Genomic DNA, 21,672 nt, shown 5'->3' with positions numbered 1-21,672 from the left:
GAGAAACCATGACCCTGCTCGCAACAACCAGCATCGCCGCCATCTCGCTTTATGCAATGCTCTCCACCGTTTACAAGAGCGCGCAGGTCTTTCATGCTAGGCGGACAACGATCTCAACAACACCTGCGAAAGACATTGAAACCAACCCCGTGCCAAGCGTTGATGTCATCGTGCCGTGCTTCAACGAGGACCCAATCGTTCTTTCGGAATGCCTCGCGTCGCTTGCGGAGCAAGATTATGCCGGAAAATTGCGCATCTATGTAGTCGACGACGGTTCCAAAAATCGCGACGCGGTTGTGGCTCAGCGCGCTGCCTATGCAGACGATGAGAGATTCAACTTCACAATTCTCCCTAAAAATGTTGGAAAGCGCAAAGCGCAAATCGCCGCTATAACCCAGTCCTCTGGGGATCTCATTTTGAATGTGGACTCAGACACCACGATCGCCCCCGACGTCGTATCTAAGCTTGCCCACAAAATGCGGGATCCAGCAGTCGGTGCGGCGATGGGCCAAATGAAAGCCAGTAACCAGGCGGACACCTGGCTAACTCGCTTGATTGACATGGAGTACTGGCTTGCCTGCAACGAGGAGCGCGCGGCACAAGCTCGCTTCGGTGCAGTTATGTGTTGCTGCGGCCCATGTGCGATGTACCGTCGGTCTGCTATGCTTTCGCTGCTCGATCAGTACGAGACGCAGCTTTATCGCGGCAAGCCGAGTGACTTCGGCGAAGATCGCCATTTGACGATTCTCATGCTGAGCGCAGGCTTTCGAACTGAGTATGTTCCGAGCGCCATCGCGGCGACAGTCGTTCCAGACACGATGGGTGTTTATCTACGCCAACAACTACGGTGGGCACGCAGCACCTTTCGGGATACTTTGCTTGCGCTTCCTGTACTGCCTGGTCTCGATCGGTATCTCACGCTGGACGCAATCGGGCAAAATGTCGGCCTGCTACTTCTTGCGCTGTCGGTATTGACAGGAATTGGCCAGTTTGCGCTGACCGCCACACTGCCCTGGTGGACGATCCTGGTCATTGGATCCATGACTCTTGTACGCTGTAGCGTGGCTGCCTATCGCGCCCGCGAACTTAGGTTTTTGGGTTTTGCTCTCCACACGCTCGTGAACATCTTTCTCTTAATTCCCTTGAAGGCCTATGCCCTTTGTACCCTATCCAATAGCGACTGGCTGTCGCGCGGATCAGTCGCGATTGCGCCCACTGTTGGGCAGCAGGGCGCTACCAAAATGCCAGGGCGGGCGACATCTGAAATTGCCTATAGTGGCGAGTGATGAACGCGTCACTGCAGCTCAAAATCTGGGACAAGAAATGAACGGGCAATTAACGAATTTGAAGACGACGATCGCTGATCGGCACCAGGATCATCTCATCCTATCGGAGCGGCAGCACCAATGGAAATTTAAGGCAATGGATTCGCCTTCTGGCTCATTGTCCCCAGTCGCAATCGACCTGGCCGGCGTTTCGAAATCATATGGTGGTAAAATCGTCGTCAATGACTTGTCGTTTACTATCGCCGCAGGAGAATGTTTTGGTCTTTTAGGACCGAACGGCGCAGGTAAAAGCACGATCACCCGTATGATCCTAGGAATGACGTCGCCGAGTGTAGGCAAGATCACTGTACTCGGAGCGCAGGAGCCGGGCCAGGTTCGCTTGGCGCGCGCGAAAATCGGGATCGTGTCTCAGTTCGATAATCTCGACCTGGAATTCACGGTCCGTGAGAACCTTTTGGTATACGGCCGCTACTTCCGCATGAGCACCCGAGAAATCGAAACGGTCATCCCATCGCTGCTTGAATTTGCGCGACTTGAAAGCAAGGCGAATACGCGTGTGGCAGACCTATCGGGAGGAATGAAGCGGCGCCTCACTTTGGCGCGTGCGCTCATTAATGACCCGCAGCTACTCATTTTGGACGAGCCGACCACCGGTCTCGACCCACACGCGCGCCACTTGATCTGGGAACGACTTCGATCGCTGTTGGCACGCGGCAAGACAATTCTTCTGACGACCCATATCATGGAAGAGGCGGAGCGCTTGTGCGACCGGCTGTGCGTGCTTGAAGCTGGCCGAAAGATCGCCGAAGGCCGACCGCATGCCCTGATCGAGGAGCAGATTGGCTGTCCCGTGATCGAAATTTATGGTGGCGATCCGCAGGAGCTAAGTCTTTTGATCAGGCCGAATGCTAGGCGACTGGAAATCAGCGGAGAGACCCTGTTCTGCTACACGCCTGATCCAGAGCAGGTGCGCGCGCAACTGCGTGCATATTCGAACCTGCGCTTGCTGGAGCGTCCACCAAATCTAGAGGATGTCTTCTTGCGGTTAACCGGACGCGAGATGGAGAAGTAGACGATGGGCGTAGCAACATTACCCGCCGGCGGTTTGAACTGGCTCGCAGTTTGGCGCAGAAACTATCTGGCTTGGAAAAAAGCGGCGCTGGCATCCATTCTCGGAAATCTAGCCGATCCCATAATATACCTATTCGGGCTCGGCGCTGGATTGGGAGTGATGGTCGGGCGCGTTGACGGCGTATCGTACACTGCATTTTTGGCGGCTGGAATGATCGCGACAAGCGCGATGACTGCTGCAACCTTCGAGACTATCTATGCGGCCTTTGGCCGAATGCAGGGCCAGCGCACCTGGGAAGCAATGTTGTACACACAGCTCACGCTAGGGGATATCGTCGTTGGGGAAATGGCGTGGGCAGCAACCAAGGCGTCGCTCGCAGGCACCGGTATTGGTATCGTCGCCGCCATGTTGGGATACACTCACTGGCTGGCTCTTCTCTATGCTCTTCCGGTCATCGCCATCACGGGCTTAGCCTTTGCGAGCCTTGGAATGGTCGTCACGGCCCTCGCGCCCAGCTACGATTATTTCATATTTTATCAAACGCTGGTCATCACACCGATGTTGTTCTTATCAGGCGCGGTCTTTCCCATAGACCAATTGCCTGTAGCGTTCCAGCAGCTAGCGGCCTTCTTGCCCTTGGCACATTCGATAGATGTTATCCGCCCGACGATGCTGGGCCAACCAATAACCAATGCCTGCCTGCATATCGGTGTTCTCTGCATCTACATAGTTGTGCCATTCTTCATGTCGACCGCATTGCTTCGGCGGCGACTAATGCGGTGACGGATGCTGCTTCACATCATCATCAGCACTCACGCCGGTTTTGGGGGCGAGGCCCGGCATCCCGCAAGATCGCATGGACGCTGGGCGACACGGCGCGTCTTCTGATCAACGCATGGCCTTGCGATGACGGGTTGCTATCAAAGCTAGCGCATTGAGCGGTAAGCGCCGTTTTCCTCCCACCTCTCGGGTCGCCGGCTGATCGTTGATGTTGTGCCCGAACAGGGCTTCGACATATGACGATTACAGGGTTTACGCGTAGCACCAAGGCCGATGAGATGGTGCAGCGGTTTGAGGTTTTCACTGGATCAGGTCGCCGCCGCGAATGGAGCGACGAGGAGAAGCTTCAGATTGTTGCCGAAAGTCATAGCGGCGAGATGTCGGTCAGCGCTGTTGCGCGGCGGCACGGTTTGTCGCCCGGTCAGTTGTTCACCTGGCGGCGGCAGTCGCGGAGCCCATCGGAGCAGACGTCAACGCCGATGTTCGTGCCAGCGGTGATGGATCAGCCTGCAGAGATGCCTTTGAGACGGCGAAAGACGATGGCTAGGAGCACGCCGCTAGCAGTCGCCATCGAGCTGGAGATTGACGGTGCGATACTCAGGATCGCATCTGGCACGGACAGCGCGACCATCGCAGCGGTCATCCAAGCCATGAAGGCATCGTCGTGATTGGCCCGTCTGGTGCGGTGAAAGTCATGATCGCCACCAAGCCCGTCGACTTCCGCAAAGGCGCAGAGGGATTGGCCGCATTGGTGAAGGCCGAGATGGGTGCCGATCCGTTCTCCGGCACAATCTATGTGTTCCGGGCCAAGCGAACCGACCGCATCAAACTGATATTCTGGGATGGCAGTGGCGTATGCCTGGTCGCCAAGCGGCTTGAGGATGGCGAGTTCCATTGGCCCCGAATGCAGGACGGCGCGATGCATCTGACGGCCGCGCAATTCTCGGCTTTGTTCGAGGGACTCGATTGGAAACGCGTGCATGCGCCAATCGAAACGCGCACCCCCGTTGAGGCCGGATAGCGGCCGCGACCAATTGAATCAGCCGCATCCAATAGCTCGTTTTGCGAGGCAAGATATGCTGTTCTTGTCCCATGACGACAAGGGCGGACGAGCTTCCGGATGACCTGAACGAGCTGAAAGCGATGGTGCTTTCGCGCGAGGCGGAGAATGCCCGCTTGCGGCAGATCATCAAGGAATTGCAGCGCCACCGGTTCGGTCGCCGAGCCGAAACGCTTCCCGAAGATCAGCTACTTTTGGGCTTGGAAGAGGCCGAGCAGGTCGAAGCGGATGGTCTCGAAGCGAAGGAAGAGGCGTCGGTCGCTGAACGCCGGGCACGTGTTGCCAAACGGCGGACGAACCGGGGTTCATTGCCAGCTCACCTGCCACGCATTGAGATGGTCGTCGATATCGATGATCACGCCTGCCCAGGGTGTCGCCATGATCTGCATCGGATTGGCGAAGACGTATCGTTCCGGCCCAGTTCCGTGTGCTGGTCGTGCGCCGCCCGAAGTATGCCTGCCGGGCCTGTGAGGATGTCGTGGTTCAGGCTCCGGCTCCCTCCCGGCTGATCGAAGGCGGTATTCCGACCGAAGCAACCGTCGCCCAGGTCCTGGTCTCCAAGTATGCCGATCACCTGCCGCTCTATCGTCAAGCGCAAATCTACAAGCGGCAAGGGATCGATCTCGACCGATCGACACTCGCGGATTGGGTCGGCCGCGCCGCCTGGCATCTGCGACCTGTTCATCAAAGGTTGCTCGACCTTTTGAAGACATCATCCAAGCTCTTCGCCGACGAAACGACAGCACCCGTGCTCGATCCGGGACGGGGCAGGACCAAGACCGGCCAGCTCTGGGCGTATGCCCGCGATGACAGGCCTTGGCAGGGAACCGATCCGCCCGGCGTCGTCTATGTCTACGCGCCGGATCGCAAAGCCGAGCGTCCGATGGCCCATCTCGACGGTTTCGTCGGCATTCTTCAGGTAGACGGCTATAGCGGCTATCGCCCGTTGGCTGCCAAGAACACCGTATCTCTGGCATTTTGCTGGTCGCATGTCCGTCGTCGCTTCTCTCCCGCTTGCGCACCAAGCGCGAGCCCTGTCTCTTGTGCGATGGAGGTCGGAACGCAGATCATCGTCGAGGCTGAGTAGTAAAGCCCCTCAACCGGATTGATGTTTTCTCCGTCGGCAACCGTGGCACCGGTTTTCCGCTTGTCGATCACACCATCGAGCCCCGGCAGCCACTCCAGGACGAGGGCATCGACGTAACCAGGGCGGAACAGCCGCGCGACGGCGCAGAACATGCAGCGAGTTTGGTCGCCCCAGGCAACCCCCGGTCGTTTTGAAGGCGGCTTGCAGTTGGTTCTCGACCATCGCGGCAGCCGTATCGTAACGCGCCAATCAGGTTGACCGGGCTGCCCGGCTCGGCGAACACGTGGGCCCGCTCGGGTGCCAGCGAGAACAATCCTCGCTCCTGGTGCACACAGCCTGAGGCGGCCCGTGCCGCCAGCCACTCCCGCACATAACGAGTGCGCATCCGAGGCATCGGCAAGTTCGTCGGCCTTCACCGGCCCGACTGCCTTCAGCTGTATAGCCCGTGAGCATCTCCGATCCGCACCAGCGGCACGCTGACAGCTCCGCCAATATCGCTAAGGATGGGGACCACGGGGTCCTTGAGCGTTGTTTCGTTGAATTGCATCATATCGGATTCCTGCTGATTTACTGGCGGCCTCTTGCCGATGGCCGCCTTCAAGGGATCGGGAACTCCATGCCCTCTATTTGGGTTGTATGCCCGCTTGCCCTTCGCATCGACGCTCATCTATCAACCTGCGCACATGCTAACTGGATAGCCTCCTCGCGTCGACAGTAACGGGCAGGCGCCTGTTCTGCGATAGGTCGGGGAGGGCTATCCGCCATCCATTTTTCAGCAAAATTAAGCCGCCCCATAGGTTTTTGTGCTCAACCGAAATGATCGGTTCCTCAAGGTCTTTCTTGTGAATATAGACCGATAAGCCGACGTCAGTTCTGCTGATTGTCACTCTCATGCATGTCCCTTCTCGCTGCGGCGGCTTTGGAGCTCCGGAAGTCGAGCGCTATCAAAGCCTGCTATTTTAGTACTACATATGCGCAGGCCGATATCTCCGGCGTGGCTCTGTCTTTGCGCTTTAGTCCGGTGGCGATCAGGCAGGGACGCAGGTCTTCGGCATCGGACACACCGAAGCGCATTGTTGCGTGTCAAACTCACCCCTGCACTCGGTACATTTTTTTGGATCCACAACATATCCCTCACCTTTGAAACTGATCGCATCTGAGGGACATTCAAATTCGCAAGCGCCGCACTGGGTGCATTGGGATACAATGATCTTGAAGGCCATGTTTTAGCTCCTGATTCAATTAGAGGGGCCTTAAGCCGTCGGCATTGCCGGTTTGCCGCCAAACTCGGCGGCGTATAGCGCGCCAATCGCAGTCTCGATGTAATCATAGGAAAATGCGTCACTGGCTCGCACGCCAGTTTCTGCCAACCGCTTTTTTGGGCAATCGCCGATTTTGGAAGAAAGCAGAATGTCGATGCCGTCGAGTGCAACGATGGTGTGATCGAGAGTGGCCTTCTCGCCTATACCACCGAGGCAATACTGCTCGACCTTGCGGTGTCCCACCAAGTTGATCCCCTTTAGTGAGACTGCATACACTTGGAGTTCCCTTGCCTGACCGAAATGTTCGTTGATCCGGCCGCCACCTTTAGTCGCCACGGCAACTGCAAGGGTTCCCGAAGAACCCAGTGACTTGACTGCTTTGTTCGCGTCCAATTTTGCTGCCAGTTGATCCCCTCGCTCATGCTGGACCAGCTTGCGATAGGCCTCGCGCTTGCTGGTGTCGAATTCAACTTTGGTGGAGATCTGGTCGAGGGCAAACTCTCGCTCACGATCATCGCCCAGCAAACCGATGGAGTCGGCCCGGCATTGTTGGCAGTGGCGCATAAGCTTAATGTTGCCATCGAGACAGTCTTGAAGTGCCTTCAGTTCGAACGGCTCCGGGCAACGTTGACCCGTAAGACCGTAATAAGTACCATGCGAAGGCTTGGAAATCAGGGGCACCACATTGTGCATGAATGCGCCGCGGTCTCTGATCCATCGGTTAACTTCGACGAGGTGCGTGTCATTGACGCCTGGAATCATAACCGAATTGATTTTGGTGAGGATGCCGCGCTTGGTCAGCAATTCCAAACCCAACATTTGGCGCTCGTGAAGGATCCCGGCAGCTGCTATGCCAGTGTATCGACGATGTCCGTGAATTATCCATGGATAGATCTTCGCCCCTATCTCCGGATCCACCATGTTGATAGTGATCGTCACGTGATCGATATTCATGTCAGCTAGCTCATCGACATGATCCGGAAGCGCCAATCCATTGGTGGAGATGCATAGTTTCATGTCAGGTATTTCTCTCGCAACTCCTTCAAACGTCGCGACTGTTTTCCTCCAGTCGTAACAAGCGTCGCCCGGTCCGGCAACGCCGATTACGGAAAGCTCCGGCACTTTGCTGGCGACGGCAAGCACCTTGCGTAGTGCCTGGTCGGGAGTTAGCTTTACTGATGCGACCCCGGGACGGCTTTCGTTGGTGCAATCATATTTGCGATTGCAGTAGTTGCACTGGATGTTACAGGCTGGCGCGACCGCGACATGCATGCGAGCGAAATAGTGGTGGGCTTGCTCTGAAAAGCAGGGATGGTCTTTGATTCTCTCCCAGATCCGCGCATCTATGTCATCCGTCACCGAAAGGCCATGGGACGAAGATGCGCGGCCGCCGGGCATAGAGGGAGCCATCGGCGCCCGGTCGAAGAGGGCACTGCTGGTCTTCCCGACCTTTATCTCCGGTTCCGACATTGCACTGTTCCACTGGTGAGGAAAGGTTAGATCTCCAAAAGCAAGAGAGATTTCGAGCGATGAGATATTATTGTTTCAGCTCTTATGTCGCCTTACCGCCCGTTTCCCCGCTTGCTGCCGGAGATGTCTTGTAGAAATGAAAATAGCTCGCCCCCGAAGTCGTTGTGCCACGCTTACGGAGCTCTTGGCGATCGCGGTCACTCCTTCTTCACATCGATACGAAACCGGCGTAGCGCATAGCCGACCTGCCGCGGCGTTTTACCCAGGATACGAGCTGCTTTGGCCTGCACCCAACCAGCCTTCACCATTGCATTGATCAGTCGATCACGCTCAGTGAGACCCGGTGCCTCCATTGTGGCTGTGGCACCGCTGGGGGTACCTGCGTAGAGCCCCAGTCCGCTCGACATTGTATCTCGCGGGTTGAGACTATGCACCGCGTCGTTGTCAATGCCGTCGCGGCCGTCTTTCCAGAGGAGCGCCGAAGAACACTGGCCTTGCTGACAGGCAAAATCTGATGAAGCGATCGTATTTGAACTGGCGAGAGTAGCGGTCCTTTGTACGCAGTTGTCCAGCTCGCGAACATTGCCGGGGAAGGCGCATTTCGACATAATGCCTATTGCCGACGGCGCGAAGTCGAAATTTCGATCATTTGCCTTGTTGAATTGCTCGAGGAACACTTGCGCTAGAAGCGAAATGTCACCGTCGCGCTGCCGAAGTGGCGGCAAAATGATGGGCACCACATTGATCCGGTAATAGAGGTCGGCTCTGAACTCACCTCGAAGGACGGCCACTTCAAGGTTTTTGTTGGTGGCGCATATGACTCGAACGTCTACTTTCAATGTCTTCGTTCCGCCGAGACGTTCGAATTCGCCTTCCTGTAACACGCGCAATAACTTTGCCTGGAATTGTGGCGATACATCGCCAATTTCATCAAGCAACAGCGTTCCGCCATTGGCCAGTTCGAAACGTCCAGCTCGTTGAAGGAGAGCGCCGGTGAAAGCGCCCTTCTCATGGCCAAACAATTCGGATTCCAGAACGGTCTCCGACAGCGCGGCGCAATTCAACTTAATAAACGCCTTGCTTTTCCGTATCGATAACGCGTGTATTGCTCTTGCAAAGCATTCCTTGCCAGTGCCGCTCTCTCCTCTCAAGAGCACCGCGGAGTTCGTCGCGGCCACGATCTTGGTGGTAGCTAATACCCTCTTGAGCGCGAGGCTCTCCCCAACGATCCAGTCGATTTTATCGACTTGGATGGGATGAGACTTCGGCTTGATTTTGGGAATCTGTCCTGCTTGTTGTTCCTCGGCGACTGAGCAGCCATCGCTGCACAATTCGCGATAGCGCTGGCAGGCTAAGCCGATCAGGACGGCAATCATTGCCAGAAGGCTTTCGTCCTGAGCTCCGCTTTGCTGAGCGAAATCTATCCATAATGCGCCGATTGCTTTCCGGTTCACTTTAACGGGGAGAACGACAGAATTTTTCCCAAAGTGCTTTTCCCCGCTAGCGATGACACGATTTATTGTGTCCGCCTGTTCAATCGTAAGAGAACGTGAGCGAACGTCGTGCCCAATGGGAGCCCGTACGTTTATCCAGGGCTCTCCTCCGGAGCCGTGAATCACGATTCCGCCATCGCGCAATCGCAGATGCTCGGCGAGGGCGTTCATCGCAGCCTTCAGGACGTTGTCTAGAGGAAAAGAAGAGATAAGCTCTTTGGATATGTCGTAGAGTATATGGAGCCGCGCCTCTGGTTTAATCATGCCTACAAACAGGGGAGGGTGCACTGCTTTTTACCCTGGTGCACGAAATATGCTAACGCATATTCCTAAGTTAAAAATAGGTGTTATCGACGGCGCAAAAATTAGCCTTTCGAAAGGTTGAGTGGATGCACATTCAATCGCCGCCGCTAATGCAGCTGGATCGGTCGCTGCTATCCCGCCGGAGGTAGGGACTCCTCATCCGAATTTGAAGAGGACCCCGAACCCGCCCCGGGGATAATTCCACTTTATGTCGCCACTAGCTTCGCACAACACTCTGCATGTGCCGCATTCCAAGCAGCCATCGGGAACAATCGCCACCTGACCAATTTCGTTCAGCTCGTAGCATTTGGCCGGACAGATTTGCGTCAAGGCGAGCAGGTTCGGGCTTGGCGACCGGTGCGGTCGCACTGTTATATGCGGACGTCCAGTGTCGACGAGATATCGGTTTTGGTACAGCTTGTCCTCAATGCGCTCAATGATGGTCGCCTTCATCGAATTTTCCTTTAACGCCAAGATACGGCGGAGCGGACCGCGTCGCTAATCAACCCCCAACGGGATCGTGCCTTGATAAAGGAGGCGGCTGTGGCCTTCTCCCTGTTGATTTTAGGTTCACCGTCGACGCGCACAAAATTTTGCGCTGCCTGAGATATAAGCGTTGGATACGTCATGAAAAAGTTGTGACTGTCAGTGTGGAGGAGGCTTGGAAGATCTTTGTGTTTTATCAGATCTTTCATGACGAACGACTTATCCAGCATGCCCTTATAGAGAGAGAGATTGCGCTTCGTCATCAAGCCGCCACGGCTCTTTATCTGACAGATCGCTTCGCCGGCCATGAGGCCTGATGTCATCGCGAGGTTTGATCCCTCCCTATGCACGGCATTGTTTAGTTGCGCCGCATCGCCCACGACCACCCACCCGTCGCCAAAGAGTTGCGGGATTGCCTTGAAGCCCCCTTCGGGAATAAGATGCGCGGCGTATTCTTTTATCTCTGATCCGGCCAGTAATGGTCGGATCGAGGGATGTCGCTTGAAGGCGTCAAGAAGGCGGTACGGATTTTCCATGCCTCCCGCTAAACCGGAGACGAGGCAGCCGATCCCCACCGAGATCGACTCCTTGTTGGTATAAAGGAAGCCCAGTCCGGCCATTCCGCGTGAGATCGTGCCGCCGGCTTCGATCACACAGCCTTCGCTACCGTTGAGGCCGAAGCGCTCTGCGATGACCTCTTCCGGCATGAAATGCATTTCCTTGACAGCGAGGGCCACATTTTCTGGCCTCGGTATATCGCGTAAGCCGGCTCGAGTTCCAAGCAGTCCGTTTACGCCCTCAGCGAGGACGACCACGTCCGCGAGGATCACACCGCCCTCCCGGTCCGTGTGGACGCCTACTACTTTACCTCTCAGGTTCCGAGCGAGCCTAGTCGCTGTCGTTTCACAAAGGATTGTGCCGCCGGCATCGCGCACCTTGGACGAGAACCACTTGTCAAACTGGGCGCGGATGATCGTATACCGGTTTGGCTTCAGTTCGTTAAAGTCATCAGAGCGATAGTGCACGCCCGTGTGCGACGAGTCATCCATTAGCCAGAATCGTTGCTCTACCAGATGCCGTTCAAGAGGAGCGTCATCGCGGAAGTTTGGGATAATCGCCTCCAACATGTTGGCGTACAATATAGCCCCTTGAACATTTTTAGAGCCTGAATGTTCTCCGCGCTCCAGCTGCAGCACTTTTAGACCGCGACTAGCCATCGAATACGCTGCGGCGTTGCCGGACATACCGGCGCCAATGACTATCGCGTCGAACTTACCCTTGGTCATCTAGCCTTCCTCGGTCCATAACCTTGATAGAGTTGTGCGGTGGCATTCGCTTGGCGAAAGCTTCTGTCAACGCCGGCAAGAACTCCAGCGCGCATGCGACAACGCCGATGTGGGCGAAGTCAAAGATCGGAGCGTTCTCGTCAAGGTTGATAGCCACAATCAGATCGGCTCCTTCGACGCCAACGCGATGTTGGACCGCGCCAGATATTCCCGCCGCGATGTAGAGCTTGGGTCTAATGGTATGGCCGGACTGACCAATTTGTCGATCAGCAGGCATCCAGCCTTTTTGGACCAGTGGGCGCGAGCACCCGACTCCCCCGCCGATCGTCGTTGCCAGGTTTCTCAAGTATTGCAGGTTTCCTGCAGCGCCGAGGCCGAGTCCGCCCCCAACCACGATGTCGGAGTTGGCCAGATCGGATTGCTCAGACCCGCTGTTACAAAGGAACGCGAGCACTTTGGTGACGATCTCCTCCTCAACCATCAGGAGTTGATGTTGGATAACGCGTCCAATTGGCTTATCCGAGCGTTGCGGCGTCGCCATGACCCTGGACCGCACCGTTGCCATTTGCGGCCGGCTGTTCAGCGTGTAGATCGTGCACAACAAGGACCCGCCGAAAGTTGGCCGCGTCGCTGCGAGTGAACCATCTCCATCAACATCCAGCTCGGTGCAATCAGCCGTAAGCCCTGTTTGTAAGGTCGTTGCAACAGCACCGGCGAGGTCGCGGCCGAGCGTAGTCGCGCCGAGAAGGAGAATTTCTGGTTTGTGAGTAGTGACCAGATCCGTCAAAGCCTTGGTGAAGGGTTCGTTTCGATAGTTGGCGAGGAGGGGCGACTCTACCAGATAGGCGACATCAGCTCCGTAAGCGAAGGCCTCTTCGATCGCCGGCTTGGTGCCCACGCCTTCAGACGAACCGAGGATTACCCCGGCCAGTTGGACACCCAGTTTGTCAGCTAGTCTGCGGCCTTCGCCGAGGAGTTCAATCGATACGGGATGAACATTGCCGCCCTCAAGTTCCATGAAGACCCAGACGTGCCGGTGATCTTCGAAACACTTAAGCAGCTTTTTCCCTGAGCTGGCGCGGCCGACCGCGTTTGACGGCGTTTCATTTTTTCTAGCGACCAAAATCTACTCCTCGCTGCTCACCGATTGCCATGGGACGTGAGCTTGCGTTCCAAAACGGGCTGGCGGGCAAAAATTGCAACGACCGTGTCCGCGGCGACCTCGGCCAACGTTTTGTCGTTAATGTCCACTTGCATAGCTTTTTCGGCGCGCGGACCAGGAGCGAATACTCGCTTCACGACCGTCGGCGATCCTCGTAGGCCGCATTTGGTCAACTCCCCAATGCCGGCGTCAGCGGCCCCCCATTTAAGACCCTGGCTTCGCGCTGCACGGAAAGCATCATCGAGAGAGCCCCGGCGGATAGCATTGACACCTTCCAGCACGGTGATGAGACATGGCAACGTGCTCTTCAGCATCTGCGTGCCGCTCTCCGCGTGCCGTTCAACCATGAGCTCGCGCGAAGTGGGATCAATGGAGACAATCTTCGTTACGTAAGTCAGTTGCTGGAGGTTCAGCCTCTTTGCAATTCCGGGTCCGACCTGGGCCGTGTCGCCGTCAATTGTCTGCTTTCCCGTAAAGACGATATCAGGCCCCCCATAGCTCTCGCCAATCTTCGCTACTGCTTGAGAAAGAGCATACGAGGTCGCCAGCGTGTCAGATCCGGCAAAGTGGCGGTCGGTCAGAAGCACTGCGCGATCTGCGCCGTGGGTAAGGGCTTTGCGTAGCGCTTGCTCAGCCATGGGCGGTCCCATCGTTAGAACGGTCACCTCGCCCCCATAGCGGTCACGAACCTGAAGTGCCTCTTCGAGAGCAAACAGGTCGTATGGGTTAATGATGGTCGGTACGCCTTGGCGCATGATCGTATTTGTCACCGGGTGGACGCGTATCTGCGCTGAGTCCGGCACTTGTTTGATACAGACCACGATGTGCATCGTCGTTTAAGCTCCCAATCGGATTCGGGCTTTAGGGACCCGGCTAACTCTGAGCACTGCTCGTGCCAATCAGGTTGCGCCGGTAAGCCTTCGAGATTGCACATGTTTCGTTGTCGCTATGCGAAGGGGTTTTGTAGGGTTGCCGACATGTCGTGTCGCAATCCGCCCCGATCACCACCGCGAGTGGAGGGGCGGTTCGATAGCCTTCAGGTCGGACAAGTCCATGATAGCTGCGCCACGAGTTGGAAGATTTCAACGCCGAATAATCCCCCGGGAGATAGCACGGGGACTGAAGCTCTGGTGCGGTGGGCGTGTATCGCGCTTCGGTTTGCCGTTGATAATCTGACTAGCGACACCGTATGCGCGATCAGAAGCACAGCGATCGAGAAAATAACGCTGCGGGCGCCTAGTGAGGCTTGGACAAGCGGTTTAGCTGATGTTGCGGGCGTGAACAGGATGATTGCCAGAAGCGTCGAGTAACCCTTGCTGGAAATATCAATCGAAAGCCGTCCATAAAAGCTGCTGCAGCGCGTCGAGGTCTTGGCTTTTCTCCGCCTCAATCGTTACATCAACGCCGTTCTGATCGGTTGGGCGAGCTACCGCATAACCAAAGCCGAAGCCACTTGATCTGACGCGCCTTACTGCTGAGCCAGCGCCAGCTTGTGGTCCTTCAGACGCATACAACAATTTGCGACATTGTCATCACCTTTGTCGTTTACGTGACAAGCGTTCCTGTTCTCAATCGCGCATTTTGCGCCCACATAACTGGAATCGCAGTAAATATTGTTCGTCATCTCTATCGGCCTGCTTGGCACGAATCTTGTGAGCTATTGCGAGGCAGCGGAACGGCTTTCGCATCCGCGTTGCGGGATAACCGCATCGGTTCGAACACGTGGAGGAAAATAAATGAGAAGGAGGATCGGGTGCGGCATTTAACACCCCACAGCACCTCAAACGTGTCGCAGATCAAACAACAGGAACGAAACATGCCACGCCGACCAGCCGTGAGTATCTCACAAATCGACTGTTGCACGTAAGTGCAAAATCCCTCAGGCAGAAGGGTTGCCGACATGTCTACAATGCTGACCATCAACGTGAAAAATTGCGAACCCCAGACGCAAACCTTCTACTTCTTCCAGCAGCCGGCCATTTATACCGGCGGGGGGAGAGTCTATTCGAATAGCCTTTTCTCGCAATCGCTCGGCAACTATGACAACACGGGCGCGATCCTGACCTTCCAGGTTAACCTGCAATATTATGCCGGCATCCAGCCGGCGAACACACAGCCGCAAATCGGCGCCTCTTCCGGCTACTCGTCAGCCAGCCGCGCCATCGATCTTGCTACGAGTTCCGGTAGCAGCGGCAAACCGAACGATTGGACGACCGCGACGGTTAATCCGCTCGGACTATCCTCGCCGATCTACGGGGAGGGTGTGCAGCCTGGCGCCTTCCGCATCACCACGCCGGTCTTCAACGCGCCGCCCTATTTCAATGTCGGCTCGGCGGTTGCCGTCAATGGCGGCATCGTGCTCTCCAACTTCGTGCAGGCAAACCCCGCCAGCAATACCGATTGCCAGCCGATCCTTAAATATTATGTCCAGACCGGCGCCTACACGCCAGGTGTCGTGATGAACTTCACGCAATCGAGCGTGAACGCGGCGCTTTCCGATTTCACTGGCGGCTATTCCGTCTGCAACGTCAGCCTGAAATCTGACGGCACCTGGACCACGCAGCTCCAGTAAGCCTTGGCACCCATGCAGGTGAAGAACCGTCCCCTCTTCACCTGCGCACCATCCTCGCGGTTGCCGCCGCCGCCCGGGCGCGGACAGGCTGGATCTCTAAGGGGATTGTCACACGCAATGACCAGTTCGTCCTACCAGATCATCGTTCGGAACTTTTCGCAGACGACGCAATATTTCTATGTGTTCCAGAAGCAGGCCGCATTTCCGTTGCTGCCGAGCCCTGGTCTCGTCTTCAGCGGCAGTCTCGGCTGCCAAAGCATCGGCAATTACGCAAGTTCGGGAGCGCAAGTCAATTTCGGTTTGGACAGTCAGGTCTATGCAGGTGCATTCAGCACCAAACAGGCGGCGTCGCCCTCGCAGCTGATCGCGCTTCTCTCGCTCAATGCCGCCACACTATCCGTGGTCGGTAGCACATCCGCGTTCCGACCGGTTACGCTCACCACGGTTGACGGTTCGCCGGACAACTGCACGACCTTGACGCTCGATCCGCTCGGACTTTCCGCGCCCGCCAATCAAGCCGGAATTGCGATCGGAGGGTTTGGCATGAACGTGCCTTCCTATACCCCGTTGCCGCATCCCGAACTCTATTGCGGCGTCGTCGCCCTGAACAACAATCAGGCGGTTATACTCTCGAGCTTTGTCGCTCCTGTCCCCAACGCCGTCATGAACTGCATACCGAAGCAGATCTTTTTCGTGAAGATGGGCTACCAGCCGGTCGGAAGCACCGTCGCTTATGACGAGAGCAACTCGGCATGCTGCGATTTCACCATGGGCTACGCGGCCTACACCGTGACTTACAAAGCTGACGGAACCTTTTCGGCGACAGGAGGACCATAGACCCAGAGATCCGGATCATCACTGACGCTTGAGCAAGCCAATAAACCCTTGAACAAAAGGAATATAGCAACGTTACGTATTACATTGAAATCCGCTGGCCAAACAGCACGTCGCGGTAAAATCGCTGCCGGGCTTGCCATTGCCACCGTCTCTATCCTCGCAACAGCGCTGCCCGACGCGGCACAACTCGTATTTTCGTCCGATTCCCGGAACTAGCAGGCCATTGCGGTCGCACCGCCGAACGATGCGATCCTGTTCACCAAGCAGCCGGTGCCCCATCCGAATGGAACGGCCTCCGTCTTTGCGATCGTCGGAGCGGACACCTATGTCATTCCGGCTGGGGCCAACTCCTGCATCGTCGCCGCACCTCCCGCCGATGAATTACTGCTTCATTGTCCGTAACGACAACACGATCGACGGCGTCGGTTTTGCCGCCATTCGAAATCCGGGCGGCCTGACCGCCTGCCAGTAAGGGGTTTCCTACACCCACAATTCTCTTCTGGTCTTGCGCGAAGGTTGAGGCGGAAAGTCGAATATCCACCTCCGCCCGCTCTCGCGCGCTCGTCACCCTGAGGCCCCAATTCTGCACGCTACGAAGCAATCGGCGGATGAAAGAAACTGCAGCTAATGAGCAGTTCATAGGCGGTGGCCGGCGTGCATGTAATCTTGCCTGCTCCGAGGGTCTTGTTTACGGCGACCGCGACAGCGGCCTCCGTCGGTCAACCAGCCCTTCGTCATGCGCGCCGCCCAGACGCTGACGATTAGCATTCCCGCCAGCATTGGGCGGCCATAAAGCTTAGAATAGAATAAAGCTGGCAGTGATTTGAGTAAAAGTTCTCATAAGAACATTGTAAGGATCTCTAAGAGCCTGACCGAAAAAGAGTTGAGTGAAACCAGGCCGTTGTGATTCTGTTTGTTTGCTTAGGACGAACGGAGACCACAATGGGCTGGACTGATTTCACCCGTCGGCAATATGCCCGACGGGCAATGCGGTATGCAAGCGATCTGACGGACCGGGAATGGGGATTGATCTCGCCTTGCCTGCCCGAACCGAGGCGGCTGGGCAGGCCGCGTAGCACCGATCTTCGCGAGGTCGTGAATGCGTTGCTTTACATCGCCACGACTGGGTGCCAATGGCGGATGATGCCCAAGGATTTTCCGCCTTTTACAACTGTGCAGTCCTATTTCTATGAATGGCGAGCGACAGGGTTATGGGGTCGGATCAACCATCATCTTGTGATGGAGGCGCGTGAATTGGAAGGCCGGGAAGCCTCGCCGTCTGCGGGCGTGATCGACAGTCAAAGCGTAAAAACCACGGAAAGCGGCGGCATTTGACGCGGGCAAGAAGATCAAGGGACGCAAGCGTCATATCGTCGTCGACACGCTTGGACTGATGGTCGGCCTGGTGGTTCACAGCGCCGATATTCTAGGTGAAACATAAAGACGACCATTGTCAAATTCGGAGAGTCGAGTTTTCGAGATCTTTGTCATTACGCTCGAGTTGTTCGGCATTTAGCTGAGTTGCGGTGCAGGAAGAAATAAGATTATCGCCGTGGTCAGCGCAATGTCTGGAAGGACCGACAAGCTGAAAGCAACATGCTTCCGGCAATCCAGAGAACTGATCCACCAGCAAAACGCGAGATCGAACCAAGAACACCCTGGTTGACGGTATGACAGTCGGAATGTGCCAACGACTTAAGACGCGTAGCGCTGTCCCATTTTCCGGCCCTCTCGTTGACGCAGATCAAGGCGCAATTTGCCGCTTCATGACAGTCCTGGCGAGAAAGACGGCCGCGACGCGGTCGTCGGCGCACTGGGGACGACATCATGAATTACACAACGGAAACGATGGTGATCGCGGTCGCGGCGTTTCTAGCGCTGCTACTAGCCGCATTCGCGCATGATCATCTCTTTGCGGTCCATATGGGGATACTTTGCTTCTGCCTTGCCGCGGGCGCTGCTGTGCTGATCAGGAGAGTTGATTTTTCGCCGGCAGGCCAACGGCGGAAAGTCGATATATCAGGCTATTTCGACGAGGTGATACGGTATGGCCTGATCGCCACGGTATTCTGGGGCGTAGTCGGCTTCCTGGTTGGCGTGGTCATCGCGCTGCAACTGGCCTTTCCCGACCTCAACATCGCCCCTTATCTCAATTTCGGAAGGCTGCGGCCCGTTCACACATCGGCGGTCATTTTCGCCTTCGGCGGCAATGCGCTGATCATGACGTCGTTCTACGTGGTGCAACGCACCTGTCGCGCGCGTCTTTTCGGCGGCAGCCTGGCCTGGTTCGTATTCTGGGGTTACCAGCTTTTCATCGTGATGGCTGCGACCGGATACGTTCTCGGAATCACCCAGGCCCGTGAATATGCCGAGCCTGAGTGGTACGTCGACCTCTGGCTGACCATCGTCTGGGTCGCCTATCTCGCCGTCTATCTTGGAACGATCCTGAAGCGCAAAGAGCCGCACATCTACGTGGCAAACTGGTTCTATCTCAGCTTCATCGTCACCATCGCGATGCTGCACGTGGTCAACAACCTGGCGGTTCCCACCTCGTTCCTTGGCTCCAAGAGCTATTCTGTCTTCTCGGGCGTCCAGGACGCGCTGACCCAATGGTGGTACGGCCACAACGCCGTCGGCTTTTTCCTCACCGCCGGCTTCCTGGGCATGATGTACTACTTCGTGCCGAAGCAGGCCAACCGACCCGTCTATTCATACCGGCTCTCGATCATCCACTTCTGGGCGCTGATCTTCATGTACATCTGGGCCGGCCCGCATCATCTGCACTACACGGCATTGCCCGACTGGGCCCAGACGCTCGGCATGGTTTTCTCGATAATGCTCTGGATGCCCTCCTGGGGCGGCATGATCAACGGTCTCATGACCCTTTCGGGCGCCTGGGACAAGATCCGCACCGATCCGATCATCCGTATGATGATCGTCGCCATCGCCTTTTACGGGATGTCGACCTTCGAAGGCCCGATGATGTCTGTGAAAACCGTCAATTCGCTCAGCCACTATACCGAATGGACGATCGGCCACGTGCATTCCGGCGCTCTCGGCTGGGTCGGGATGATCACCTTCGGGGCGATCTACTACCTGACGCCGAAGCTATGGGGACGCGAGCGTCTCTACAGCCTGCGGATGGTCAACTGGCACTTCTGGCTCGCGACCCTCGGGATCGTCGTCTACGCCGCCGTGCTTTGGGTTGCCGGCATCCAGCAGGGGCTGATGTGGCGCGAGTACAATTCCCAGGGCTTCCTCGTCTATTCCTTCGCGGAGACGGTCGCGGCGATGTTCCCCTACTACGTGCTGCGCGCGGTCGGCGGAACGCTTTACCTGGCGGGCGGTCTCGTCATGGCCTGGAACGTGTTCATGACGATCCGCGGCCACTTGCGCGACGAAGCTGCAATCCCAACCACTTTCGTGCCCCAACCACAGCCTGCCGAATGAGGTGAGACATGGCATCGATACTAGATAAACATCAGATCCTCGAGAAGAACGCGACGCTTCTTCTCGTCGGCTCGCTGCTCGTCGTGAGCATCGGCGGCATCGTCGAAATCGCACCGCTTTTCTACCTGCAGAATACGATTGAAAAGGTGGAAGGCATGCGGCCGTATACGCCGCTCGAATTGGCCGGCCGGAACATCTACATCCGCGAAGGCTGCTACCTCTGCCACAGCCAGATGATCAGGCCGTTCCGCGACGAGGTCGAACGCTACGGCCATTATTCGCTCGCGGCCGAGTCCATGTACGATCATCCTTTCCAATGGGGATCCAAGCGAACCGGGCCGGATCTGGCCCGTGTCGGGGCACGTTACTCCAACGAATGGCATGTCCAGCATCTCGCGGATCCACGGGCGGTCGTGCCGGAGTCGATCATGCCGAGTTACGCCTTCCTCAAAGAGCAGAGGGTGACGGTCAAGGACGTGGGAATGGACCTGAAGGCCAACGAGGACGTGGGCGTGCCTTATAACGACGACATGCTGGCGAATGCGGAGGCCGACATGAAGGCCCAAGCCGATCCGAACGCAGATACGACGGCCCTGCTTGCCCGCTATCCGAAAGCGAAGACCGGCGATTTCGACGGCGATCCTGCTGCGCTGACCGAAATGGATGCCCTGGTGTCCTACCTGCAGATGCTCGGAACGTTGGTCGATTTCTCGACCTACGACGACGCGACCGGCTACCGATGAGGTGATCCATGGAAACCTATACTGCAATGAGACACTTCGCCGACAGCTGGGGCCTTTTGGCAATGGCGGCATTCTTCGTCGGCGCGGTTGTGTTCACCCTTCGCCCAGGCAGCAAGCAAACGGCGAAAGAAGCCGCCGATATTCCCTTGAAGGACGATTGAGATGTCGGAAAAACATATCGATGAATTTAGCGGCATCGAAACGACCGGACATGAATGGGACGGCATCCGCGAACTCAACAATCCGATGCCCCGCTGGTGGGTGTGGACCTTCTACGCCACTATCGTCTGGGCCTTGGGCTATGCGATCGCATATCCCGCGATCCCGATGGTTACCGACGCCACGAAGGGCATGCTGGGTTTCTCCAGCCGCGCCGAGTTGCAGCAGAACCTGGATCAGGCCAAAGCATCGCAGACGACGCTGCGTGATCTGATCGCCGCCAAGACGGTGCACGAGATCAATTCCGATTCAGCCCTTCGCGAATTCGCGGTCGCCGGCGGCGCATCTGCATTCAAGGTGAACTGCGCGCCGTGCCATGGCTCGGGAGCAAGCGGCGGCCCGGGATTTCCGAACCTCAACGACGACGATTGGCTGTGGGGTGGAGACCTGGATGCCATCCAGGCGACGATCGCGCATGGAATTCGCTTCAACGAGGATACGGACACTCATGCTTCCGAGATGCCGCCCTTTGCCGATGTTCTGGATCCCCTCCAGACAAGGCAGGTCGCGGCTTACGTCTGGGGACTGACCAATACACCGTCGGACCCCGGTCTCGCAGAGGCCGGAAAACAGGTCTTCGTCGATAACTGTGCCGCATGTCACGGCGACGACGCCAAAGGAAAAGCCGAAATGGGCGCGCCGGATCTCGCCGATGCGATCTGGCTGAAGGCACGCGGCGAGGATGCGATCATCCGTCAGGTGGCCGGTCCCAAGCATGGCGTCATGCCTGCCTGGGCAGGGCGTCTCGGCGATACGACGGTCAAGGAACTTACGATTTTCGTCCATTCGCTCGGCGGCGGGACGTGAGGAGAAAAGCCATGGCAGTTCACGGCCACAACCCGATCCTCGATCTCTATGGCACGTCGCGCGCCAGCATACGATCGCGTGTGTCGGCGCGCGCCAAGGCCACGCCGCCCCCTTCCGATCAGGACGACCCGGCAAAGATCGGCAGTTCGATCGTCAGTTTGACCTGCCTCAAAGACCACGAGCAGACAAGCCGCTAGAGCCTTGCCGAGGAGGTCGCAGCGGTGGTTGTCCCCCCGTAGCTCCTCCAGGCCGCGCCCTCTCTCCAGGGCGTGGCCTTTTCCTTTCGCGGGTAGGCCT

Annotated in this window: 20 protein-coding genes and 4 pseudogenes; 15 read left to right on the top strand and 9 right to left on the bottom strand. The window is 56.9% G+C overall.

Annotated features, from left to right (window positions below):
- Positions 1-8: 8 nt before the first annotated feature.
- The 7 genes and pseudogenes from nodC to tnpC all read left to right on the top strand — a co-directional run.
- On the top strand, positions 9-1,286 hold the full coding sequence (nodC, locus tag N2A41_RS19445; RefSeq protein ID WP_003551808.1) for a chitooligosaccharide synthase NodC: 1,278 nt from the start codon (positions 9-11) through the stop codon (positions 1,284-1,286).
- Positions 1,287-1,323: 37 nt separating this feature from the next.
- Complete coding sequence (nodI, locus tag N2A41_RS19440; RefSeq protein ID WP_011654224.1) at positions 1,324-2,358, top strand: nodulation factor ABC transporter ATP-binding protein NodI; 1,035 nt, start codon at positions 1,324-1,326, stop codon at positions 2,356-2,358.
- 3 nt (positions 2,359-2,361) lie between these two features.
- Positions 2,362-3,141: an ABC transporter permease gene (locus N2A41_RS19435; protein ID WP_131604687.1), complete on the top strand. Its 780-nt coding sequence runs from the start codon at positions 2,362-2,364 to the stop codon at positions 3,139-3,141.
- A gap of 7 nt (positions 3,142-3,148) precedes the next feature.
- Positions 3,149-3,272, top strand: a pseudogene (locus tag N2A41_RS19430) (DUF982 domain-containing protein); the annotation flags it as partial.
- Between the two features lie 102 nt (positions 3,273-3,374).
- Positions 3,375-3,806 (top strand): IS66-like element accessory protein TnpA, encoded by a 432-nt coding sequence (gene tnpA, locus N2A41_RS19425; RefSeq protein WP_204333213.1) that lies wholly within the window; start codon positions 3,375-3,377, stop codon positions 3,804-3,806.
- A complete protein-coding gene (gene tnpB / locus N2A41_RS19420; protein WP_131664062.1) occupies positions 3,803-4,159 on the top strand; it encodes an IS66 family insertion sequence element accessory protein TnpB in 357 nt (118 codons plus the stop codon). The genes tnpA and tnpB overlap by 4 nt, the downstream gene beginning before the upstream one ends.
- A 71-nt stretch (positions 4,160-4,230) precedes the next feature.
- Positions 4,231-5,240, top strand: a pseudogene (gene tnpC, locus N2A41_RS19415) (IS66 family transposase); the annotation flags it as partial.
- Here the strand turns inward: tnpC and N2A41_RS19410 are convergent.
- The 9 genes and pseudogenes from N2A41_RS19410 to N2A41_RS19370 form a co-directional block, all read right to left on the bottom strand.
- Positions 5,198-5,835: pseudogene (locus N2A41_RS19410) on the bottom strand (hypothetical protein); the annotation flags it as partial. The pseudogenes tnpC and N2A41_RS19410 overlap by 43 nt on opposite strands.
- Positions 5,836-5,971: 136 nt before the next feature.
- Positions 5,972-6,178 (bottom strand): putative nitrogen fixation protein NifT, encoded by a 207-nt coding sequence (gene nifT, locus N2A41_RS19405; protein ID WP_020048095.1) that lies wholly within the window; start codon positions 6,176-6,178, stop codon positions 5,972-5,974.
- A gap of 135 nt (positions 6,179-6,313) precedes the next feature.
- Positions 6,314-6,508: a 4Fe-4S binding protein gene (locus N2A41_RS19400; RefSeq protein ID WP_003551816.1), complete on the bottom strand. Its 195-nt coding sequence runs from the start codon at positions 6,506-6,508 to the stop codon at positions 6,314-6,316.
- Between the two features lie 30 nt (positions 6,509-6,538).
- On the bottom strand, positions 6,539-8,017 hold the full coding sequence (gene nifB, locus N2A41_RS19395) for a nitrogenase cofactor biosynthesis protein NifB (RefSeq protein WP_260109505.1): 1,479 nt from the start codon (positions 8,015-8,017) through the stop codon (positions 6,539-6,541).
- Between the two features lie 197 nt (positions 8,018-8,214).
- Positions 8,215-9,774 carry a nif-specific transcriptional activator NifA gene (gene nifA, locus N2A41_RS19390; RefSeq protein WP_260111074.1) on the bottom strand — a complete coding sequence of 520 codons (1,560 nt, stop codon included), beginning with the start codon at positions 9,772-9,774 and terminating at the stop codon, positions 8,215-8,217.
- Between the two features lie 195 nt (positions 9,775-9,969).
- Positions 9,970-10,266: a ferredoxin family protein gene (locus N2A41_RS19385; protein ID WP_011654233.1), complete on the bottom strand. Its 297-nt coding sequence runs from the start codon at positions 10,264-10,266 to the stop codon at positions 9,970-9,972.
- Positions 10,267-10,277: 11 nt separating this feature from the next.
- Positions 10,278-11,585 (bottom strand): NAD(P)-binding protein, encoded by a 1,308-nt coding sequence (locus tag N2A41_RS19380; protein WP_011654234.1) that lies wholly within the window; start codon positions 11,583-11,585, stop codon positions 10,278-10,280.
- Positions 11,572-12,708, bottom strand: a complete 1,137-nt coding sequence (locus N2A41_RS19375) for an electron transfer flavoprotein subunit alpha/FixB family protein (protein ID WP_011654235.1) — start codon at positions 12,706-12,708, stop codon at positions 11,572-11,574. The genes N2A41_RS19380 and N2A41_RS19375 overlap by 14 nt, the downstream gene beginning before the upstream one ends.
- 17 nt (positions 12,709-12,725) lie before the next feature.
- Complete coding sequence (locus N2A41_RS19370; RefSeq protein WP_011654236.1) at positions 12,726-13,577, bottom strand: electron transfer flavoprotein subunit beta/FixA family protein; 852 nt, start codon at positions 13,575-13,577, stop codon at positions 12,726-12,728.
- A 1,070-nt stretch (positions 13,578-14,647) separates the two neighbouring features.
- Between N2A41_RS19370 and N2A41_RS19365 the strand changes: the two genes are divergently transcribed.
- The 8 genes and pseudogenes from N2A41_RS19365 to N2A41_RS19330 all read left to right on the top strand — a co-directional run bounded on the left by N2A41_RS19365 (position 14,648) and on the right by N2A41_RS19330 (position 21,572).
- A complete protein-coding gene (locus N2A41_RS19365; RefSeq protein ID WP_011654237.1) occupies positions 14,648-15,319 on the top strand; it encodes a hypothetical protein in 672 nt (223 codons plus the stop codon).
- A 3-nt stretch (positions 15,320-15,322) separates the two neighbouring features.
- Positions 15,323-16,156 carry a hypothetical protein gene (locus N2A41_RS19360; protein ID WP_011654238.1) on the top strand — a complete coding sequence of 278 codons (834 nt, stop codon included), beginning with the start codon at positions 15,323-15,325 and terminating at the stop codon, positions 16,154-16,156.
- Between the two features lie 942 nt (positions 16,157-17,098).
- A pseudogene (locus N2A41_RS19355) lies at positions 17,099-17,582 on the top strand (IS5 family transposase); the annotation flags it as partial.
- Positions 17,583-17,983: 401 nt separating this feature from the next.
- Positions 17,984-19,606 (top strand): cytochrome-c oxidase, cbb3-type subunit I, encoded by a 1,623-nt coding sequence (gene ccoN, locus N2A41_RS19350; protein ID WP_260109504.1) that lies wholly within the window; start codon positions 17,984-17,986, stop codon positions 19,604-19,606.
- Between the two features lie 8 nt (positions 19,607-19,614).
- Positions 19,615-20,349, top strand: a complete 735-nt coding sequence (gene ccoO / locus N2A41_RS19345) for a cytochrome-c oxidase, cbb3-type subunit II (protein WP_003549661.1) — start codon at positions 19,615-19,617, stop codon at positions 20,347-20,349.
- Between the two features lie 8 nt (positions 20,350-20,357).
- Positions 20,358-20,510, top strand: coding sequence for a CcoQ/FixQ family Cbb3-type cytochrome c oxidase assembly chaperone (locus N2A41_RS19340; RefSeq protein WP_003568501.1), 153 nt, complete (start codon positions 20,358-20,360; stop codon positions 20,508-20,510).
- A gap of 1 nt (position 20,511) precedes the next feature.
- Positions 20,512-21,375 carry a cytochrome-c oxidase, cbb3-type subunit III gene (gene ccoP, locus N2A41_RS19335; protein ID WP_222336244.1) on the top strand — a complete coding sequence of 288 codons (864 nt, stop codon included), beginning with the start codon at positions 20,512-20,514 and terminating at the stop codon, positions 21,373-21,375.
- Positions 21,376-21,386: 11 nt separating this feature from the next.
- Positions 21,387-21,572 (top strand): hypothetical protein, encoded by a 186-nt coding sequence (locus tag N2A41_RS19330; protein ID WP_222336245.1) that lies wholly within the window; start codon positions 21,387-21,389, stop codon positions 21,570-21,572.
- Positions 21,573-21,672 lie beyond the last annotated feature (100 nt).

Source organism: Rhizobium sp. SRDI969 (assembly GCF_025152725.1).
In the GTDB taxonomy this organism is placed as follows: domain Bacteria; phylum Pseudomonadota; class Alphaproteobacteria; order Rhizobiales; family Rhizobiaceae; genus Rhizobium; species Rhizobium leguminosarum_I.
This window is presented reverse-complemented; position numbering and strand designations above follow the sequence as displayed.

Bases quoted from the DNA above. Each gene is read 5' to 3' on its own strand.
- nodC (WP_003551808.1), top strand. From the start codon at position 9: ATGACCCTGCTCGCAACAACCAGCATCGCCGCCATCTCGCTTTATGCA.
- nodI (WP_011654224.1), top strand. From the start codon at position 1,324: ATGAACGGGCAATTAACGAATTTGAAGACGACGATCGCTGATCGGCAC.
- N2A41_RS19435 (WP_131604687.1), top strand. From the start codon at position 2,362: ATGGGCGTAGCAACATTACCCGCCGGCGGTTTGAACTGGCTCGCAGTT.
- tnpA (WP_204333213.1), top strand. From the start codon at position 3,375: ATGACGATTACAGGGTTTACGCGTAGCACCAAGGCCGATGAGATGGTG.
- nifT (WP_020048095.1), bottom strand. From the start codon at position 6,178: ATGAGAGTGACAATCAGCAGAACTGACGTCGGCTTATCGGTCTATATT.
- N2A41_RS19400 (WP_003551816.1), bottom strand. From the start codon at position 6,508: ATGGCCTTCAAGATCATTGTATCCCAATGCACCCAGTGCGGCGCTTGC.
- nifB (WP_260109505.1), bottom strand. From the start codon at position 8,017: ATGTCGGAACCGGAGATAAAGGTCGGGAAGACCAGCAGTGCCCTCTTC.
- nifA (WP_260111074.1), bottom strand. From the start codon at position 9,774: ATGATTAAACCAGAGGCGCGGCTCCATATACTCTACGACATATCCAAA.
- N2A41_RS19385 (WP_011654233.1), bottom strand. From the start codon at position 10,266: ATGAAGGCGACCATCATTGAGCGCATTGAGGACAAGCTGTACCAAAAC.
- N2A41_RS19380 (WP_011654234.1), bottom strand. From the start codon at position 11,585: ATGACCAAGGGTAAGTTCGACGCGATAGTCATTGGCGCCGGTATGTCC.
- N2A41_RS19370 (WP_011654236.1), bottom strand. From the start codon at position 13,577: ATGCACATCGTGGTCTGTATCAAACAAGTGCCGGACTCAGCGCAGATA.
- N2A41_RS19365 (WP_011654237.1), top strand. From the start codon at position 14,648: ATGTCTACAATGCTGACCATCAACGTGAAAAATTGCGAACCCCAGACG.
- ccoN (WP_260109504.1), top strand. From the start codon at position 17,984: ATGAATTACACAACGGAAACGATGGTGATCGCGGTCGCGGCGTTTCTA.
- ccoO (WP_003549661.1), top strand. From the start codon at position 19,615: ATGGCATCGATACTAGATAAACATCAGATCCTCGAGAAGAACGCGACG.
- N2A41_RS19340 (WP_003568501.1), top strand. From the start codon at position 20,358: ATGGAAACCTATACTGCAATGAGACACTTCGCCGACAGCTGGGGCCTT.
- ccoP (WP_222336244.1), top strand. From the start codon at position 20,512: ATGTCGGAAAAACATATCGATGAATTTAGCGGCATCGAAACGACCGGA.
- N2A41_RS19330 (WP_222336245.1), top strand. From the start codon at position 21,387: ATGGCAGTTCACGGCCACAACCCGATCCTCGATCTCTATGGCACGTCG.